This is a genomic window from Betaproteobacteria bacterium (assembly GCA_016194905.1).
Lineage (GTDB): Bacteria > Pseudomonadota > Gammaproteobacteria > Burkholderiales > JACQAP01 > JACQAP01.
The window spans coordinates 1-18,567 of sequence record JACQAP010000020.1; the positions used below are offsets into that span (position 1 = coordinate 1).

At 59.8% G+C, this 18,567-nt stretch carries 14 protein-coding genes and 1 pseudogene; 7 read left to right on the plus strand and 8 right to left on the minus strand.

The features are described 5' to 3' along the window. From HY067_13460 to HY067_13485, 6 genes and pseudogenes are all read right to left on the minus strand, one after another. Nucleotides 1-1,254 (minus strand): PAS domain S-box protein (locus HY067_13460; protein ID MBI3528962.1); only part of this gene is annotated, 1,254 nt, incomplete at its 3' end. A gap of 81 nt (nt 1,255-1,335) precedes the next feature. Continuing rightward, nucleotides 1,336-1,716, minus strand: a pseudogene (locus HY067_13465) (response regulator). Between the two features lie 40 nt (nt 1,717-1,756). Continuing rightward, nucleotides 1,757-1,930, minus strand: a complete 174-nt coding sequence (locus tag HY067_13470; protein MBI3528963.1) for a hypothetical protein — start codon at nt 1,928-1,930, stop codon at nt 1,757-1,759. Between the two features lie 271 nt (nt 1,931-2,201). Next, nucleotides 2,202-2,525, minus strand: a complete 324-nt coding sequence (locus HY067_13475) for a hypothetical protein (protein MBI3528964.1) — start codon at nt 2,523-2,525, stop codon at nt 2,202-2,204. A 167-nt stretch (nt 2,526-2,692) separates the two neighbouring features. Further along, a complete protein-coding gene (locus HY067_13480) occupies nt 2,693-2,923 on the minus strand; it encodes an alpha-hydroxy-acid oxidizing protein (GenBank protein ID MBI3528965.1) in 231 nt (76 codons plus the stop codon). Between the two features lie 26 nt (nt 2,924-2,949). Continuing rightward, on the minus strand, nt 2,950-4,245 hold the full coding sequence (locus HY067_13485) for an NAD(P)-binding domain-containing protein (GenBank protein ID MBI3528966.1): 1,296 nt from the start codon (nt 4,243-4,245) through the stop codon (nt 2,950-2,952). Between the two features lie 333 nt (nt 4,246-4,578). On the opposite strand from HY067_13485, the gene HY067_13490 reads away from it, so the two are divergent. The 5 genes from HY067_13490 to ccmI all read left to right on the plus strand — a co-directional run bounded on the left by HY067_13490 (nt 4,579) and on the right by ccmI (nt 13,093). Continuing rightward, nucleotides 4,579-5,358, plus strand: coding sequence for a hypothetical protein (locus HY067_13490; protein MBI3528967.1), 780 nt, complete (start codon nt 4,579-4,581; stop codon nt 5,356-5,358). Beyond that, on the plus strand, nt 5,359-7,311 hold the full coding sequence (locus HY067_13495; protein MBI3528968.1) for a cytochrome C: 1,953 nt from the start codon (nt 5,359-5,361) through the stop codon (nt 7,309-7,311). Nucleotides 7,312-7,617: 306 nt separating this feature from the next. Then, complete coding sequence (locus HY067_13500) at nt 7,618-9,009, plus strand: hypothetical protein (GenBank protein MBI3528969.1); 1,392 nt, start codon at nt 7,618-7,620, stop codon at nt 9,007-9,009. A gap of 138 nt (nt 9,010-9,147) precedes the next feature. Next, a complete protein-coding gene (locus tag HY067_13505; GenBank protein ID MBI3528970.1) occupies nt 9,148-11,748 on the plus strand; it encodes a hypothetical protein in 2,601 nt (866 codons plus the stop codon). A 94-nt stretch (nt 11,749-11,842) separates the two neighbouring features. Next, nucleotides 11,843-13,093: a c-type cytochrome biogenesis protein CcmI gene (gene ccmI, locus HY067_13510; GenBank protein ID MBI3528971.1), complete on the plus strand. Its 1,251-nt coding sequence runs from the start codon at nt 11,843-11,845 to the stop codon at nt 13,091-13,093. 32 nt (nt 13,094-13,125) lie between these two features. Here ccmI and HY067_13515 read toward each other — a convergent pair whose 3' ends face one another. Both HY067_13515 and HY067_13520 read right to left on the minus strand, forming a co-directional pair. After that, entirely contained in the window at nt 13,126-14,265 is a 1,140-nt protein-coding gene (locus HY067_13515) for an alpha-hydroxy-acid oxidizing protein (GenBank protein ID MBI3528972.1), read from the minus strand. A gap of 123 nt (nt 14,266-14,388) precedes the next feature. Continuing rightward, on the minus strand, nt 14,389-15,855 hold the full coding sequence (locus HY067_13520; GenBank protein MBI3528973.1) for an arylsulfatase: 1,467 nt from the start codon (nt 15,853-15,855) through the stop codon (nt 14,389-14,391). Nucleotides 15,856-15,965: 110 nt separating this feature from the next. On the opposite strand from HY067_13520, the gene HY067_13525 reads away from it, so the two are divergent. Both HY067_13525 and HY067_13530 read left to right on the plus strand, forming a co-directional pair. Further along, nucleotides 15,966-17,531 (plus strand): hypothetical protein, encoded by a 1,566-nt coding sequence (locus tag HY067_13525; GenBank protein MBI3528974.1) that lies wholly within the window; start codon nt 15,966-15,968, stop codon nt 17,529-17,531. Next, the gene (locus tag HY067_13530) at nt 17,531-18,529 is read left to right on the plus strand and encodes a MoxR family ATPase (GenBank protein ID MBI3528975.1); all 999 of its coding nucleotides are present in this window, start codon (nt 17,531-17,533) and stop codon (nt 18,527-18,529) included. The genes HY067_13525 and HY067_13530 overlap by 1 nt, the downstream gene beginning before the upstream one ends. The last annotated feature ends 38 nt before the right edge of the window (nt 18,530-18,567 follow it).

The window sequence follows — 18,567 nt, forward strand, 5'->3', positions numbered from 1 at the left end:
CAGTGGCAGACCCGCTTTCGCGACCGGTACGAGCTTTCCGCTCGCATGGTCCAGCACGCTGATCCAGCCGACGGTGAATCCGCCCTGGTCGACGGCGATGCGACAGGCTTCCTGAAACAACTCCTCGCGGTCGCGAATGCGCACGATCGCCGAGTTGATATCGCTCAATACGGCATGGATCCGGCCCAGCCGCGCGATCTTCTGCTCCTGGCTGCGGCGCGTCGTAATGTCGTGGAAAATCACCTGGACCAAACCCGTATCAAGCATCTTGAGGCTGACCTCGGCAGGAAAGGCGCTCTCGTCCTTGCGCTTGATCATGCGTTCGAACCGCAGGACCTGCCCCGAACGGACCTGTTCCATGCGCTTGGTATGGATTTCCCGATCCTCTTCCAGATAGGTCACTTTGCCGTTCATGCCGATCAACTCGTTCTCGGTGTAGCCGAGAAGCTCGCAGCCCCGGGAATTCACCAGAATGAAGTTTCCTCCCGCGTCGCTGATGAATATGCCGTCCGCCGCCTGCTCGATGAGTTGGCGGTACTTGGCTTCGCTTTCCCGCAACGCCTGTCCTGCGTGCTTGCGTTCGGTGATGTCACGGGTGATGCCTAACAGCTCTTGAACTCTGCCCGCGGCAGTACGTAACGGGACAGCGCGAGTTTCCAACCAGCGACGCGCTCCTTTGAGACCGATCACCTCGAATTCGAGCGCGCCGCTCTCGCCCTGCATTACCCGTTTGTGCAGGTCGCCAAAAGCGGCCCGGTGTTCGGGCACAATGAACTCCAGCAGGGATTGTTGCTGTGCCTCCGCCAGCGAACTCGCTTGCAGCATGGCCAGTCCTGCCTGGTTCATTTCCAGTAGCTTCCCGTCGCCGGCGACGACCTTCACGCATTCCGGCTCGGTCTCGATGATCGCCCGCAAGCGTGTTTCGCTTTTCCGCAGCGCCTCCTCGTCCCGCTTGCGTTCGGTGATGTTGTAGGCCACCACGATCCTGGCGGGCCTGCCTTCCAACACAAGATCGTGAGACGCGATTTCTACGTCGATCAGCTCGCCGCTCTTTGCTTGGTGTTTCCAGAATTCCGGCTTGTTGACCATTGGGAGCGGTTTTGCAACGTGATCGACGAGCCGGGGGAGGTCTTTCTCGGGGCGAATGTCCTTGATGGTCATTGCGAGAAACTCTTCGCGGTTGAATCCGTAGCGTGCTATCGCAGTGTCGTTCACCGCCAGGAAACGCAGCGTCTCGATGTCGTACACCCACATCGGATGCGGATTGCTTTGGAACAGCGCGCGGTATCGCTTCTCGCTCTCACGCAACTGGTTTGCGAGCGCCTGGCGCGCATGTCGCTCCTCGGCCTCTTTTATCGCCCTTTCCACCGCGGCAGGAAGACGGAGCAAGTTGTTCTTGAGGACGTAATCCGTCGCGCCGTTTTTCAGCGCGCGAACGGCATACTCCTCACCGATGGTGCCGGACACGAAGACGAACGGGATGTGGGGGTAGGACTGGCTGGCAATCCTGAGCGCTTCCATGCCGTCAAATCTCGGCATGGAAAAATCGGACAAGATCACGTTCGGCTGGAATTCCTCGAGCTCTCGCCGATATTCGACGGCAGTTTCTACCCGGCGTGCGTCACAGCGGATGCCGGCGCGCTTGAGTTCTCTCAACATGAGCTCGGCGTCGGTTGCGACGTCCTCGACCATCAGTATCCTGAACTGCTGGCTCATAAGTATTCTTCCCTACAACGCGCCGAATCTGTCAAACAGCCTACACCTGATCAGTCAATGCCGGGGCGACATTCCTGACAACGCTCACGCGGTCGCCGACCGCGTAATGCGCAATTTCGGTAATCGCATGCACCCGCGCGAAGGTGACGCCTTCCTTGACATCAATGAGGGAAGGATCCAGCCATATACCGTGCGTTTCCCCGAGCAGCGTCATGGTCGGAGAATGCCCGCGGGAGGAGCTAGAGAAGTTACCGTTGGTGAAGGAAAAACAGGGACGGGAAGATCGCATCCTGTACGCGCAGGGCGGACTGCAGAAGCAGAAAGGGGTGAGCAATGCGTACGTGTTGGATCGGGGAACTATTCGTGACGTCGTCGCCTGGTGGCGGGAAAGCTCTTCGACTCAGGATTATCCTAAACCGAGCATTGGCGCGGCTTCCCAAGGGTTATTCGACTACCGCCGGCCACCAATTTCTGACCCGAGGCAATCAGTAGTCGTCTTTTTCTTCTATGTCGCCGAGGTCCTCTTCGTCGTCGTAGAAGTCGTCTTCCTCTTCCTGCCAGTCTCCCGAATCGATCACCTCTTTCACGATATCGACGACTCGACTGCGCACATCCAGTTCAGCCTGGCCGCTGATGCCTTTCGTTTCGAAATAAACATCCTCGTCATCGTCGATGGTCACCGTCGCGTCCGGCCATTCTTCCTGCAATGCCTGAAGCAGCTGGCTCTTGAACTGTTCATATTCTTCCTCGGAGACGACTCCGAGCAGATCGTGGTTCGCGAAATAGGCGATCGAAAGTAAGGAGGCCATGTCGTTGTGCGCCGACCAAATTGCAGATGGCGGAAGAATACCCAAATCCTGACTTATTTTCCGCATTTCCGCGGCTGTCGTAAACCACTCGAGGGCTTGAAATTAGTTGACAGCACTTCGCGTGCCAGTTATTGCGAACTGGACGCAAGAGAGTAACTGCAAAGGCATCAACCTTGCAGAATCCTGCGGTCGATCTCCGCGAGCGTCGGCCGTCCAAGCAGGGTCAGCGTAATGTCGATCTCGTCTCGCAGAATTTCGAGGGTACGTTCCACCCCCGGCTGGCCTCCCGATGCAAGGCCGTAAAGCCAGGCCCGGCCGATCATGCAGGCTTTCGCACCGAGCGCGCGGGCGCGCACGACGTCGGTACCACGGCGGATGCCGCCTTGGTACCGATGCATGCGGTGGGTCGCCGCGCAAACCACTTTCAGGCTTCGCCGTGGCGCGTCTCCACCATCACGCCGATGTCGCGGAGAAATTGCGTCGGCATCAAACCGCCTGCACAAACGATAACGGCCTCGTTGCGCAAGGTGAACGAATTCTTTCCGTGCTTGAGTACGACCTGGTCGGGCTTGATTTCGACAACCTCGGATTCCAACAGAACGCGCACCCGACCATTCGATTCTGCCTCCTGCAGGCGGTCGCGACTACCCGGCTTGATGCGGTTGAATGCCCGGCCCCGATACGACAGGGATACGGTCGCGCCCGATTGTTGGGCAACTGATACCGCGGCTTCGATGGCGCTGTCTCCGCCGCCGACCACCAGCACATGCTGGCCGCGGTACTGCGCAGCGTCAATCAGGCGATAGACCACTTTCGGCTGTTCCTCACCCGGAACATCGAGCCGTCGCGGCGTGCCGCGCCGCCCGATGGCAAGCAGGATATTACGGGCGAGATAAGACCGCGAACTGGTCCTGACGAAGAAACCTCGATCCGCGCGTTCGACGGCTAGGACGCGTTCTCGGAAACTCACCTTCAAGCCGGCTTTTACTGTAATGCCTTTCCACAGGTCCAACAGCGACTCCTTGCTGACCTCTCCAAGTTTGATGCGACCGGCAGTCGGAACCTGCATTGGAGCAGTCATCGCGATTTTGTTGCGTGGATAATGATATACGGTGCCGCCGAGTGAAGATTCTTGCTCGAGTGTGACGAAACGCAGCTGCTTCTCTTTCGCGGCCAGCGATGCGGACAGGCCTGCGGGGCCTGCGCCTACGATCACCACATGGAGCATGTCCGGATCCGCCTGTCGCTCCGAAATTCTGCGAATCGCCTGTTTGCCTTGTTCGACCGCCTTGTGGATCAAACCCATTCCACCCAGTTCACCGGCGATGAATATGCCCGGAACATTAGTTTCGAAGTAAGGGTCCACCTGCGGGATGTCGACGCCCCTGCGTTCGGTGCCGAATACAAGATTGATCGCGCCTGTCGGACAGGCCTTCAGACATGCCCCGTGTCCGATGCACGCGGAACCATTCACCAGTTGCGGAGAGCCATCGATCATCCCGATTGCTTTCTCCGGACAGGCAGATGCGCAAGCTCCGGAACCAATGCAGCGACCCGGATCGAAGACCGGATGCAGAGATGTCGGCTCGTCGAGTCCCGCCGTGACGGACACCACGTGGCGATGCAAGTCCTGCGTCTCTCTGCGCCTTCTTCGTTTGACGTAGATTGCGAAGACAGCGATCAGCGGAAGCACATAGACGATTGCCGTTTCGAGATTCATTGCGATTCGTTTGAAGTCGATCCCTGTTGATGTTGTTCGAAATCGTCTGCTGCTGACGACAGTCCCCTCGAAGCGAGTTCGATAGTAGTTCCCTAGGATTTCTCCATCTAACAATTTGCGCCAACGATGTCGTGCGACAACGACAAGGGTGAGCGCGAATTCAATTCGTGTGACTGCAAGTCCATGCGAGGCCAACAGTAATGCCGCCGGTGGCATGCATATTGCAAAACTATGCAGGCAAGTCCCCGATCAAGTTCCTTCACTTTCGACAACTCCATGACCCAGGTCGTTTCAGTTCGCTCTGCAGTTCAATCAAAACCCGTGCCACGACGCATGCCGTTCCTGCTCGCGCTGCTCGTAATTGCGGCCGTTGCACTGTTCGGATGGCATGCCATGAGCCAGCCCGGTTACTCAAGTGGATCACGTACCGGATACAACATCGGCCTTGCCGGGGCCGTCTTGATGCTGATCCTGTTCCTCTACCCCCTGCGCAAGCACGTCCGCTGGTTGAATGCTGCGGGACCGCTGCGCGAGTGGTTGAACCTGCACATGCTACTCGGCATTTGCGGCCCGCTTCTCATCCTGTTTCATTCCCGCTTTCACATCGATTCGACGAATGCCGCGGTCGCGATGACAAGCATGCTGGTCGTGGCCGGGAGCGGCATCGCGGGCCGGTTCATTTACACGCGCATTCATCACGAACTGCGCGGCCGGAAGCTTGCGGCGATCGAACTGCGCGCGGCACTGGCGGAATCGCTGGCTCGCATAGAAGGGGGCAAGACGTTGCCGGCGTCGGCCAGGCGCATATTGGAATCTTACGAGGCTTATGCCGAACGCGTTCCCGGCAGCCTAATCGCCCGGGCGCTCAAGTTTCTGTTTATTGGCTGGCGAAGGCTGTGGACCACCAGGCGGATTCGCCATCAGTTAAGCGGATACCCAGGAGGGCGACGCATCACAATTCAACTAGAGAATTATCTTCAGGGCTTGCAACGCGTCGCGCAGTTCTCGATCTACGAACGACTGTTCTCGCTCTGGCATCTGCTTCACATTCCGCTGGTAGCCTTGCTCGTACTGAGCGCTGTCTTTCACGTGCTCGCTGTTCACATGTACTGAATGACGCGCAGCCTGCTGCGGGGTCTCGGAGCCCTGCTACTGGTCGCCATCGCCCTGAATCCGCGATCGGCCCGCCCGGATACGGTCGAGACGCTGGTGATGCCCGGAAAGGTGATAGAGGGGCACGCCGACATCGAGGGGCAGTGCCGTAAATGCCACCAGCCATTCAAGAAGGAAGGGCAGAACGCGCTGTGTCTGGACTGCCACAAGGCGGTGGCGCAGGACGTCGCGTCGAAATCCGGCTATCACGGCAGAATTTCCGAAAAACCTTGCAGGGAATGTCATGCCGAGCACCTGGGCAGACCGGCGAAGATCGTGAAGCTGGACGAAGGGCGATTTGATCATCGGCAGACCGACTTCCTGTTGCTGGGCAAACATACTGCGGTGAAGTGCGTTTCCTGTCACCCCTCGGCACGCAAGTTCCGGGAAGCCGAACACGAGTGCGTATCCTGTCATCGCAAGGATGACGTTCACCACGGCACGGTTGGCGCGGGCTGCGAGCGTTGTCACACCGAAACGGATTGGAAGAAGGCGAAGTTCGACCATGACAAGACGCATTTCCCACTGAGGGGCAGGCACGCCCAGCCCAAGTGCACGGCGTGCCACCGAACCCAGAACTTCAGGGAGACGCCGAACGAATGCGTCGGCTGCCATCGCCGGGACGACGTCCACAAGGGAAAGCTGGGCGCCAATTGTGCCGAATGCCACAACGATCGCGGATGGAAAAAGACCGCCTTCGACCACGAAAAGACGCACTTCCCGCTGTCAGGCAAACACGGTGCGGTCAAGTGTGCGGACTGCCATCGCGATCAGAGTTTCAAAGAGACGCCCCGCGAATGCGTGGCGTGCCACAGGAAGGACGATATCCACAAGGGCTCATTGGGAGCGGATTGCGACAGGTGCCATAACGATCGGGACTGGAAGAATACTGCGTTCGATCACGGGAAAACGAAGTTCCCGTTGCTAGGCGCGCACGGCACGACCCGCTGCCTGGCCTGCCATAGGAGCCAGGCCTTCCAAGACGGTCCGCCGTCGCAGTGCGTAGCCTGCCATCGCAAGAATGATGTCCACAAAGGCCGGTTCGGGGAGAGGTGCGAAACCTGCCATGGCGAAACGGCCTGGAAGACGCTGAAATTCGATCATGATCGAGACACGAATTTCCGCCTGCGTGAGTCGCATTCAAGAGTCAAGTGTGATAGCTGTCATTCTGGAATGCTGTACGCCGACAAGGCTCCCAAGGACTGCAACGGCTGCCATGCAAAAAGTGATGTGCATCGCGGAAGCCTCGGTACGCAATGCGAGTCCTGTCACAACGAATCGAAATGGAAGACCTCGTCGTTCGCTCATGATCGCGACACGCGATATCCCCTCCGCGGCCGTCACGCTTCGATTACATGCAAAGCCTGTCACCTGGACGGTACATTTCGGCAGAAGCTTGCCATGCAGTGCATCGCCTGCCACCGCAAGGATGACCGCCATGCCGGCCAGGAAGGAAGCGAATGCGAGCGTTGCCATGCCGAGACGTCGTGGAAGACGACGAACTTCGACCATGGCCGTGCGAATTTTCCGCTGACCGGCAGGCATTTGTCGGTTAAATGCGAGGCCTGCCACGCCAGTCCGAAGTTCAAGGATGCGCGCAGGGAATGCTTGGCATGCCATGCCAGGCAGGATGTACACAAGCGCAGGCTGGGTGCGGATTGTGCCTCTTGCCACAATGCGCGCGATTGGCGCATCTGGGATTTCGATCACGACAAGCGGACTCACTTCGTTCTCGATGGCGCTCATCGCAAACTGGATTGCGTGACATGCCATGTACACCCCGGCGACACGATACCTGCCGTGGGCGTGCGTTGTGTGGATTGCCACGAGCGTGACGACGTTCACCGTGAGGCCTTCGGCAACCGCTGCGAGCGCTGCCATGCGACCTCGAGCTTCAAAGAGATCCGGCATTAAGTGGCCGGAGAACGGTCGCTCCTCCAGATTGTGTTCGGGACGATGATCGGGGTGAACGAAGCTGTTCGACGAGAACCGGACCCTGAATATTTTCATTTCTGCTTGTCTCCCTCCGGCGACGCATATCAAAGCATTTCGTGCGGATCACGACGGTGTACGAAGCAAGAAAAAGAAAAATATTAGATATGACAGCGGGTTGAGAGAAGAGTTGGGTGTTTGGCACAACCATTGCGGTGTTGATCCACACGGACATCCCACCTTTCGCAGGTGCGCTGAAAAAATTTGAATATTGAGAATCAACCTCATGTGAATCGGACTGCCGTCGAACTCTGTGCGCACTCCGTTGCCGGACCGCTGGCCGCCAGAATGCGGGCCGTCAGCATCGCGTTTCTGTGTGTCTTGGGGATGATGCTGTTCATTACCATCACTGGGGCGATTGCGGCGCAGAAGACACCTAAGAAGGAAGTGCGCTTCGACCATATCAAGACCGGCTTCAATCTGACCGGCGCCCACTTGCGGGCTCGCTGCGACTCCTGCCACGTCAACGGAGTCTTCCGAGGTACACCGACCCAGTGTGCCGTCTGCCATGCGGCCGGGAACCGGTTTTCGGCGAAAGCCAAACCGCAGAATCACATTCCCACCAACGCGGGTTGCGACACGTGCCACAACACGACGGCATGGATTCCCTCGCAGTTCCGACACCAGGGTGTAGCGGCCGGCACCTGTCGCACGTGCCACAACGGGACAATGGCAAACGGACAGACACCAAGCCACATCCAGACGACTGCGTCATGCGACACCTGCCACACCACAATTTCATGGCGAGCGACGGCATTCAACCATCAGGGAGTGGCGCCCGGCACTTGTTCGACTTGTCACAACGGCGGCAGGGCGACCGGCAAGCCGGGCAACCATCTTGCGACTACCGCGTCCTGCGATACGTGCCACCGCACTACGGGATGGGTGCCCGCGAATTTCAGTCACGCAAGTGTGGCGGCAGGAACCTGTGCGACCTGCCACAACGGTTCGACCGCAACGGGTAAACCGGCGAAACATATTCCGACCACTGCATCGTGCGATACCTGCCATCGAACCACGGCGTGGACACCGGCGACGTTCAGTCACGCCGGCATTTCGCCCGGCACCTGCGCGACGTGCCACAACGGCACCTCGGCAACCGGCAAACCGGCTACCCATATCGTGACCACCGCATCCTGCGACACGTGTCACCGGACGACGGCCTGGACACCCGCCACTTTCAGCCACAGCGGCGTTGCAGCCGGGACCTGCGCAACCTGTCACAACGGGACGTCAGCCACGGGCAAACCGGCAAATCATGTTCTCACCACGCAATCCTGCGATGCGTGTCACAAGACGACGGCCTGGACACCCGCGACATTCAGCCATACCGGCATCGCCGCCGGCACTTGCAGCACTTGCCACAACGGTACCACCGCAAAAGGAATATCCGCCAATCACATACCGGTGGCACAAACCTTCGCCGGCGGAGTGTCTTGCGATCTTTGCCACCGGTCGACGACGACGTTTGCGTCGGCCACGATGAGCCACACAGGCGTCGTTCCCGGTTCGTGCGCGACCTGCCACAACGGCGTCCTCGCCAAGGGAAAGCCCAGGGATCATCCATCCACCACCAAGGCCTGCGACGCCTGCCACAGCACGAGGACCTTCAGCAAGTAGCCGTATTGAGCCGGGCCGCATTGCGACGGCGATTCCGGAGATTGCAGACCAGACTTGGCCGCCGGAAAACGCGGACGGGTTTCCTGCGATCCGGAATATGTGCGCAGGCCAGCAGAAGAACAACACCAATTGCGAACTATGAATTCTCCCGTTCACAGCGTTTCTGCTTTTCGAACGGCACTGTTTCGGATTCCAGCCGTTTTTCTGGCAGTACTGCTTGCGCTTTATTCTCTGGCGACGCGAGCCGAATACCTCGACGACGTGGATGTCGACGCCAGTGGAAAGAATGTACTCATCCGGGTCCGCTTCAACACCAGTTTCCAGTACCTGCGTCACGTTCCGGAGACGCAGGGCGATGTCCTGCAGATCTTCCTGCGACAGCAATCCGGCGACGTGCCTCCGCCGGTGGCCGAGGAAACGAAATCGGTTGCCGCCACCGACCTGACGCCGAAAGTCATTGTGACCTACCCGCTGCAAAATGGCGCGCCCACCAAACGGCTTCTGGTGAAGTTCGACAAAACCGTCCAGTTCCGGGTGCGGCAGGGTGTCGATCCCCACAGTATCGAAATTGTGATGCAGCCGGTCGTTGTCACCAAACCCAGGAAGTCCACCGCGCCGCCGAAATATGCGATCTTTCTCGATACCCATGCGTCAGCCGACGAGGCGAAGGGCGCTCCGTTGCCGCCCGAACTCTCCCGCTATGAAACGATTCTCTCGAAATCCGAGATTGCAGACGTGGAGCTCTACGACCGCAATGTCGGTTACTTCGACACCGCGGAAGCCGCCGACGTGATCCGGGAGCGGATACTCCCGAAATTCCCCAACGCCAGGGTCGTGGATACGTCCACCGGGACGAAGGTCGTCGGGGCCGAGCCGCGACCTGCAGCAGCGCCGGTGCCGCGAGCGAAGCAACAACCTCCCGTGGCGACGGCACCGGCGCTGCCGATACCGAAAACCCCGAACGTGGAACCGACCCCGGCTCCCGTTTCCGGCGCTCCGGAGGCGGCAGCGGTGCCGGCGCTCGCAGTCCCGAAGTCTCCCGAGCCGGCGTCCGTGGCGGAAAAGGGGGCACAGGCTGTCGCGTCGGCGGCAGCGCCCGACGTTGAGCGCCGGGCTCGTGAAGCGATGGAAACGGCGCGCAACGCTTTCGCGGGGAACAAATGGGACGAAGCGATCAATGCGCTGAATCAGTTGCTGATCCTGCCGCCCAACAGTCTGTCGCAACAAGCTCAGGAAATGGTGGGTCTGGCCCGGGAACGCAGCGGCCAGTTAGGCAAGGCAAAGGCGGAGTACGAACTTTACCTCAAGCTCTATCCGGACGCCGAAGGCGCGAAACGGGTAAGGGAGAGGCTCGCATTGCTGGAACAGCGGTTCGCCAGCATGCCTGCCGGTGCGCGACTCGCGTCGGAACCGGTCGAATCGCGTGCGCCGGTCAAGACGGTTTTCGGCAGCTTCGCGCAGTACTACTACGACGGATCGACAAAATCCGAAACCGCATTCAATACTCCCACGACTGTCGACCAGGCGACGCTTTCCAGTCGCGATCTGTCGGCGATTGTGACGACGGCCGACGCAAACGCCCGATACCGGTCGGAGCGGTCCGATATCCGGCTCGTGTTCCGCGATACCGATACCAAGAGCCTGATCGACAAGAATCCCAGCAGGAACCGGCTGGATGCGGCCTATGTCGACTACCGCGGGCTGCAGGACCCGTATTCGTTGCGCCTTGGCAGACAGATTGGAACGAGCGGCGGAATTCTTGGGCGCTTCGACGGAGCAATTGCCGGATACAAATTTACGAAAAACTGGCGCATCAATATGGAAGTTGGCGCACCCGTCGATTACGGCCTGGATTCGAAACGCTATTTCTACGGATTGAGCCTGGACGCGGAAAACATCCTCGAAAACTGGAGCGGGAATGTTTACGGAATCAGGCAAATGGTCGATGGCATTCCCGATCGCGAAGCGGCAGGCGGCGAGATCCGCTATTTCAAGAATGGCAATTCCCTGTATTCGATGGTGGACTACGATACGTTGTTCAAGAAGGTGAACATCGCCACGATCCAGGGAAGCGTGCAGACCAGGGGGCAGACGACTTTTACGGTCCTGCTCGACCAACGCAAGGCGCCGCCGCTTTCGACGACGAACGCGGTGTTCGGCCAGCCTGTGTCTTCGGTCGAGGCGTTGCTCCGCACCAACACGGAGGACCAGTTGCACCAGAAGGCGCTTGCGATCACCGCAGATGTGAAGCAGGTCCTCGCGAGCGTTACCACGCCGGTGAGCGCCGCCTGGCAACTGGGCGCCGACTACCGTCTGACGAACGTGGGCCCGCTCCCGGCCTACAACGACATTCCGGCGACGCCAGGTACCGGCAACATCAATAGCTATACGTTGCAGGCGATCGGAAGCAACCTGTACTCCAGCCGGGACATCAACGTGTTCAGCGGCAGTTGGCTCAAGAGCCCGCTGTTCCATGGCGAGTACTTGTCCTACAGCAACCTCACCGGATTCGGCCCGAAGTGGGCGCTGGAGCCTTCGTTGCGCTGGTACACGCAGCGCGACAGTACCGAGACGAAAACCGACAGATATACCGCCGTTCTGCGGCTCACTTACGCCTGGAAGGAGAACATCTCCTTCGATGGCGAGTACGACGTGGAACGAAGCATCACGGAGAGTCCGATCCAACGGGAGAATGCGGTGCATCAGTTCTTTTATCTCGGCTATCGTTACTCGTTCTGAGGCTGCGCATGCAAATTCGACAATTCGGGACCCGACCTCCAAGCGTGGAAACGACAATCCCCGTTGCGGCCCGGCTTCGACAACAGGGGCGCCGATGACTGGTTTCCTGATCGCGGCATGCGCCATGCTGTGCGCGGCGCTTGGATTCCTGCTACCGCCATTGCTGAGGCGCCCGTGGCATGAACATGCCTCGGTGGAAAATGCAACCCATGATCTGGTCGAGCTCTATAGGCAGCAGGTGACAGAAGTCGAAGGCGATTTGTCTTCGGGATTGTTGGCCGCGGGGCACCATCAGGAAGCCAGACGGGAACTCGAACGCAGAATGCTGGAGGACTTGTCGCAAGGAGCGCCGATGCAGGCGACACAGTGGCGGATGGCGCTAAAAACGGCCCTGGGAATGCTGGTGCTATTGCCTCTTGCGGCGGCACTGCTTTACGGTCAACTCGGAAATCCCGGTGCGATGTCGGCGCCACCGGCCGGGTCGTCGGCCATGCAAGCCGGGCCGCATGCCACCTCTCCTGCGCAGATTGCGATGATGGTCGACCAACTGGCGCAGAAACTGGCCGACGATCCGGATAACCCGGACGGTTGGGCCATGTTGGCGCGGTCCTACGACGTACTGGGCCGATACCGAGACGCAGTTGCCGCGTTCAAGAGAGCAGAGGCGCTGCTGCCTGACGATGCTGCGTTGCTGGCCGACTACGCTGATACGGTGGCGATGACACAGCGGGGTCGTCTGAGGGGGAAACCGATGCAGCTGGTGCATCGCGCGCTCAAGGTAGATCCGGACAATCCCAAGGCATTGGCGCTTGCTGGAACCGATGCTTTCGACCGTCGCGACTACCGGGGCGCGGCAACATTCTGGGAAAAGGCGCTGAAGGCCGCGCCCGAGGGTACGGAGTTCACGGCGGGATTGCGCGCCAACCTCGAGGAAGCGAGATCTCTTGCCGGTGATCGGTCGCGTCCGGCAATGGCAACGCCTGAATCGACTCAAGCGGTCGCTGCGCAAATATCGGGGCGCGTCACTCTGTCGACTTGGCTGAGAGAGAAGGCTCCGCCTGACGGCACGTTGTTCGTATTCGCCCGCGCGGAAAGCGGACCGCGCATGCCCCTGGCGATACTGCAGGCGAACGTGAAGGCCTTGCCGATGGAATTCATCCTGGACGACAAGTCCTCGATGTCGCCCACGCTGAAACTTTCCAACTTCGACCGGGTCATCGTCTCGGCGCGCATCTCCAGGTCGGGTGACGCGTTGCCGAGGTCAGGCGACCTGATCGGAAGCAGCGGTCCGGTTCCAGTGGGAACGCGAAACCTGCAAATAGAAATCGGCGAAACCGTCAAATAAGTGGGTCCGTAGACGATACGGCGCCGGCATCGTTACGGTTTTTCGATGAGGACGCGCTGGTCGATCTCCGCGAGCGTCGGCCGTCCAAGCAGGGTCAGCGTAATGTCGATCTCGTCTCGCAGAATTTCGAGGGCACGTTCCACCCCCGGCTGACCTCCCGATGCAAGGCCGTAAAGCCAGGCCCGGCCGATCATGCAGGCTTTCGCACCGAGCGCACGTGCGCGCACGACGTCGGCACCACGGCGGATGCCGCCGTCGAGGACCACTTCCAGTTTGTCGCCCACGGCCTCCGCGATTTCGGGCAGGGCTTGAACGGCGGACATCGCGCCTTCGAGCTGTCGTCCACCATGGTTCGAAACGATTACGCCGTCGGCACCGTGGCCCGCCGCAAGCTTTGCATCCTCAGCGGTCAGGATGCCCTTCAACAGTACCGGCCCGCCCCAGACCGATTTGAACCACTCGACGTCGCGCCAGCTCACACTCAGATCGTACTGTCCGGCGATGAATTGGGTGATGGTGATCGCATCGGCGGATGCCACCTTGGTACCGACGAAGTTCTTGAAAGTGATGCGTGGCCCGAGCGCTACGTCGAACAGCCAGGAATAGTGACGGGCGAAATCCAGAATTGTGGCGGCGGAGAAGCGGGGCGGCACGGTGAAGCCGTTACGCATGTCACGTTCGCGTGGACCTTGCACTTTCGTATCCACAGTGAGCACCAGCGCCGTGCAGCGTGAAGCCCGTGCCCTCTCAATGAAATCCTTGGTCAACTCCCGGTCGCGCAATACATAGAGCTGGAACCATTTTGGCGGCGCCGTCTCGCTGGTGATTTCCTCGATGGTGCAGGTGGACATCGTGGAAAGGCAATACGGCACGCCGTACTTTTCCGCAGCGCGGGCAGCCGCCAGTTCTCCGCGGCGAGACAGCAAGCCCGCCAAACCGGTCGGAGCGAGGATGAGCGGCGACGCGCATCGCTGCCCGAACAGCGTAATCGACTGGTCGCGCGTGGAGACATCGGTCAATGTGCGGGTGCGAAATCGCCATTTCTGGAAATCCTCTCGATTGGCCCGGAGCGTGGTTTCGTCCTGGGCACCGCCGTCGATGAATTCGAAAATGGCGCGTGGCAGCCGGCGCTTGGCCGCCGCGCGAAGGTCGTCGATATTGATGGCTTGCATGGATACGGTTATTTTTATTGAAGAGGGCGTGAAATAGTTCCAGTTGTTTATTTTACGGGATGTCAACAGCCGTGATTTCAGTGGCGGACCGGAATGCTGCGCCGGCATGAATCTCGTTCTGCCTCAGGGACGAACGGGATTGTCTCCCCAGTAGATCGGCGTCGGATATTTTCGCGGCTTGTGCAGGTCTTCGAGGTAAAGCGACGGCGCCATTTCCCAGGCATATTCGTTGAAGCGAATCAGCATCTCCTGCACGCGCTGGGGTTCGCGTTCGGCATGATTGTCTTCTTCCGAAGGATCGTCCTGGACATTGTAAAGCTCGTAGCGTACCGGCAAACGCGAATAGACGATCAGCTTCCAGTCGTCCATCATCAGGGCGCCGCGAAAATCCTCCATGCTTAACAACAAATCCTTGCGCGGACTGAGCTTGGCGCCCGTCATCGTCGCCCATTGGTCGATTCCATCGAGGGGTTTGGGTTGCTCGAGCCTGGCGCCGGCAATGCCAAGCAGTGTCGGGTACATGTCGGTGACGTGAATGCGCTCCGTAACGACGCCGGCTGGGATTTTCCCCGGCCATGAAGCGATCGCGACAACGCGAAGCGACCCTTCATACAGGCTTCCCTTGCCATCGCGATAAGGGCCGTTATCGGAAACTTCCCGTTGCACGTCACCGTCGCCGGTGGGATATTTGTTCGGCACCGCCCCGCCGTTGTCGCTGTGAAAGACGATCAGCGTGTCGGCCGTCATGGCCTTTTTCTCGAGTGCGGCCATGACCATGCCGATTGCATCGTCCAGCGCCGTCACCATGGCCGCGTAGATCCGGCGCTGCTCGTCGCGCACTTCCCTATACAGATCCAGATATTCCTTCGTTGCCTGCAAGGGCGCTTGAGGCGCATGGAAGGACAGATACAGGAACAGTGGCTTGGCGGTATCGTGCTTCTCGATGATCTGCGCGGCTTCTTTGCCGATCAGCGCGGTGCAGTAACCCTCTTCCCTGACGGACCGCTCGTTTCGATGCCAGTCGGGTTCGTAGGCCTGGTTGGTCTTGCGGAAACAGTCGATGTCGCCATTGAAGCTGCCGTAAAAGCTGTCAAAGCCGCGTTGCGTCGGCCAGTAGTCTTTCTTGTAGTGACCCAGTTGCCACTTGCCAAGCAAGGCAGTGCGATAGCCTGCCTCTTTCAACGCTTCCGGCAGCAGGCGCTCGCCGGTTGGCAGTCCGTACTGGCTCCATGGAAGAATCGACAGGGTTTGTAAACCATAGCGCATCGGGTAACGCCCGGTGAGCAATGCCGCGCGCGCCGACGTGGAATACGGCTGTGTGTAGAACCTCTCCAGGCGCACGCCCCTTTGCGCGAGTCGGTCCAGATTGGGCGTCCTGATCGCGCCGCCGTGAAATCCCACATCCTTCCAGCCAAGGTCGTCGGCCAGGATGTAAACGATATTGGGATGCTCCGCGGCGCCAGCGCATGCCACGGAGCATCCCAGGGCTACCGTGCAGACTAGGGCCACGGTGCAGACCAAGGCCACGGTGCAGACCAAGGCCACGGTGCAGTCCAGTAACCACGCCGCGAGTCGCAAGGCGACTCCCATAAAAATCCTCCGTCGGATCAGCCGGATGTTACATGAGAATGCAACGCCGACGACCTGCCGGTGTGCCTTTTCGCATGGGCATTCGGTGCTGCGATACAATCGGCCGAGTCATGAAAGAGCGTCATATCATTATCGGCGTGCTCCGCGAACTGGGCCGCCGTCTGTGGATAAACAGGGCGATTCGGGACGCCGCATTTGTTACCTGCGTCATTCTGTTTTGCCTCGTCTGCTTCCAGTTGATCGAGCCGGCCCTCATCGCGGGCGTACCGTCCACCGGAACCGCAACTCGCATCGCCCTGCTTGCGGCATTCGCCGCCGTTACCGTCGAGGTTGTAAGGCACAGCGCGCGCGGGGTTTCCACGCGACAGGCTGCTGCGGAAGCCGATGCGCGCGCGCAACTGAAGGACGAACTGAAATCGGCGCACTGGTTCCTGTCAGAACTGGAGTCCTCGCCTTTCGCGGAATTGCAGGTGCAGCGCGCGGCGGCTACCGCTGCGCGGCTTGATCTGGCCATACTCGCGCCACGCACGCTGCCCATCAATGCCTTCGCGGCCGGCGGGCTGGGGCTGCTCCTGGCTGCGCTGATGTGGATGACACCGCAATTGTCGCGCTCATGGGATTCCAGTCACGAAGCCAGCGTCGCGGAGCATAGCGAGTCCGCCGATCTGCGGTCGTTGCTGAAAGACGCCCCGCATGACGCGGAGATCGAAAAACTCGATCTCGCTCTGCGTAAGCTGCAGCAGACCGATGCTTCTGCCGAGCAAAAGAGGCGGGCCCTCGCCGACGCGCGCGATGCGATCGATCAAGCGAATATGGAGGCGTCGGCCGTGCGCGAAGGATTGGCGAGGCTGGCCGAGTCGCTGAAAGCCAATCCGAAGTTCGAAGCGGCGGCACACGCGCTGAACCAGGGGTCCGTCGACGAAGCGATGGAGCTTTTACGCAAGCTCAAAGCCGGCTCCGCAGCCGCCAGCGCGCGTGAAAACCGGGCGATCGAGCCGGCAGACAAAGGCAGCGCGCCGGAAAGCAACATCGGTCAGGCGCTGGAAAGTGCCGGACGGGATTTGGCCAGTAGGAACGCCGCGGTCAATCAGGACGCGATCAACCGCGTGATCAATGCTCTTGAGCAGGCGAATGAACGCATGGAAGTGCAGAACCGGGTAAACAGCGTCAAGCGGCGCATGGAAAACAACCTGATTGCCACGACCCAGCGCGGCACGCTGACCGCGAGTCAGTTCGATAACTACTCCAATGCTGCGAATCCGACTCCCTCGCCCGAGACCGGCAATTCCAACATGCGGGGCGGCACGCTGTTCCGCCAGGCCGCCGTTGCGCGCGAAGAGAACGATAACGCGCGCGAAGGCAGCCAGACCGGCGATGCTTCGGGTGATTCCGCTGCGCTCCCGCTGGAAGGGGCGGCCATCAAGCGGCTCGATGCGCAGTTGAAACTCGAGACCTTTCTGCAGCAAGACGAAGTGGGCGAAGAACCGAATGGCAAAGGCGACCAAGGGTGGTTCTATTCCGCCAGCCGGGAACAGAAATCGACCTTGCAGATCGAGAATGTGCGTTCGCGTGCCAGCTATGACCGTGAAGATGCGATAACCCATGATCGGGTGCCGGTGCGGCAGAAAAACATCGTCAAAAACTATTTCCTGAACCTGCACGAAAGCGAGAAGTAATGAACACCGTGGCCGTAGACCGGCAGATCCAGGCCTTCCGCGAACAATTCCAACTGGTCCGCGATGAAATATCACGTGTGATCGTCGGCAACGAAGAGATCATTTCCGGGGTGATGACCTGCCTGCTCGCGCGAGGCCACGTGTTGCTGGAAGGCATTCCCGGGGTAGGCAAGACCAAGCTCGTACAGACCATGGCGGACGTTCTGCACCTGAAGTTCTCGCGCATCCAGTTCACCCCCGATTTGATGCCCGGCGACATCATCGGCACGAACATCGTCCGGGAGGATGAGGCCGGGCGAAAATCGTTCGAATTCCAGCGCGGACCGATCTTCGCCAACATCGTGCTGGCCGACGAAATCAACCGGGCCACGCCCAAGACGCAGTCGGCACTGCTGGAAGCGATGCAGGAAAACAGCGTTTCCGCGGCAGGGCGCACGCACGCACTCGATCAGCCTTTTTTCGTCCTCGCCACGCAGAACCCGATCGAGATGGAAGGCACCTATCCTCTGCCCGAAGCGCAGATGGATCGTTTCTTTTTCAAGTTGAAGCTCGATTTTCCGGATGTCGAGCAATTGCACCTGATCATCGACCGGACCACGCGCCAGAAGGAGCCTTCGGTGCAACGGGTCCTGCAGCAAGGCCAGATTCTGGACATGCGCGAAACCGCGCGCGCGATACCGGTCGCGCGACCGGTGCAGGAATATGCAATCAAGGTCACGCTGGCAACCCATCCGGAGTCGAACCAGGCGCACGAGATGACGAAAAAGTACGTGCGTTTCGGTTCCAGTCCGCGTGGCACGCAGGCACTGATCCTGGGAGCCAAGGTGCACGCGCTGATGAACGATCGGGTTTACGTCTCCTGCGAAGACGTTCGTGCCGTGGCCTTGCCGGCGTTACGGCATCGGGTGCTGCTCAACTTCGAAGCGGAGGCGCAACGCATGGATTCCGACGCCATTCTTGCGCGGATCCTGGATTGGGTTCCGGAGCCCACGGAATAACGAACCCCGCGCCACGCGACGGCAGGCGGTGCGCGGCC

What these genes read in the sequence shown, in the direction of transcription:
- HY067_13530 (MBI3528975.1), top strand. Translation starts at nt 17,531, where the DNA reads ATGAACACCGTGGCCGTAGACCGGCAGATCCAGGCCTTCCGCGAACAA.
- HY067_13470 (MBI3528963.1), bottom strand. Translation starts at nt 1,930, where the DNA reads ATGACGCTGCTCGGGGAAACGCACGGTATATGGCTGGATCCTTCCCTC.
- HY067_13525 (MBI3528974.1), top strand. Translation starts at nt 15,966, where the DNA reads ATGAAAGAGCGTCATATCATTATCGGCGTGCTCCGCGAACTGGGCCGC.
- HY067_13505 (MBI3528970.1), top strand. Translation starts at nt 9,148, where the DNA reads ATGAATTCTCCCGTTCACAGCGTTTCTGCTTTTCGAACGGCACTGTTT.
- HY067_13520 (MBI3528973.1), bottom strand. Translation starts at nt 15,855, where the DNA reads ATGGGAGTCGCCTTGCGACTCGCGGCGTGGTTACTGGACTGCACCGTG.
- HY067_13515 (MBI3528972.1), bottom strand. Translation starts at nt 14,265, where the DNA reads ATGCAAGCCATCAATATCGACGACCTTCGCGCGGCGGCCAAGCGCCGG.
- HY067_13485 (MBI3528966.1), bottom strand. Translation starts at nt 4,245, where the DNA reads ATGAATCTCGAAACGGCAATCGTCTATGTGCTTCCGCTGATCGCTGTC.
- HY067_13475 (MBI3528964.1), bottom strand. Translation starts at nt 2,525, where the DNA reads ATGGCCTCCTTACTTTCGATCGCCTATTTCGCGAACCACGATCTGCTC.
- HY067_13480 (MBI3528965.1), bottom strand. Translation starts at nt 2,923, where the DNA reads ATGCATCGGTACCAAGGCGGCATCCGCCGTGGTACCGACGTCGTGCGC.
- ccmI (MBI3528971.1), top strand. Translation starts at nt 11,843, where the DNA reads ATGACTGGTTTCCTGATCGCGGCATGCGCCATGCTGTGCGCGGCGCTT.
- HY067_13495 (MBI3528968.1), top strand. Translation starts at nt 5,359, where the DNA reads ATGACGCGCAGCCTGCTGCGGGGTCTCGGAGCCCTGCTACTGGTCGCC.
- HY067_13490 (MBI3528967.1), top strand. Translation starts at nt 4,579, where the DNA reads ATGCCGTTCCTGCTCGCGCTGCTCGTAATTGCGGCCGTTGCACTGTTC.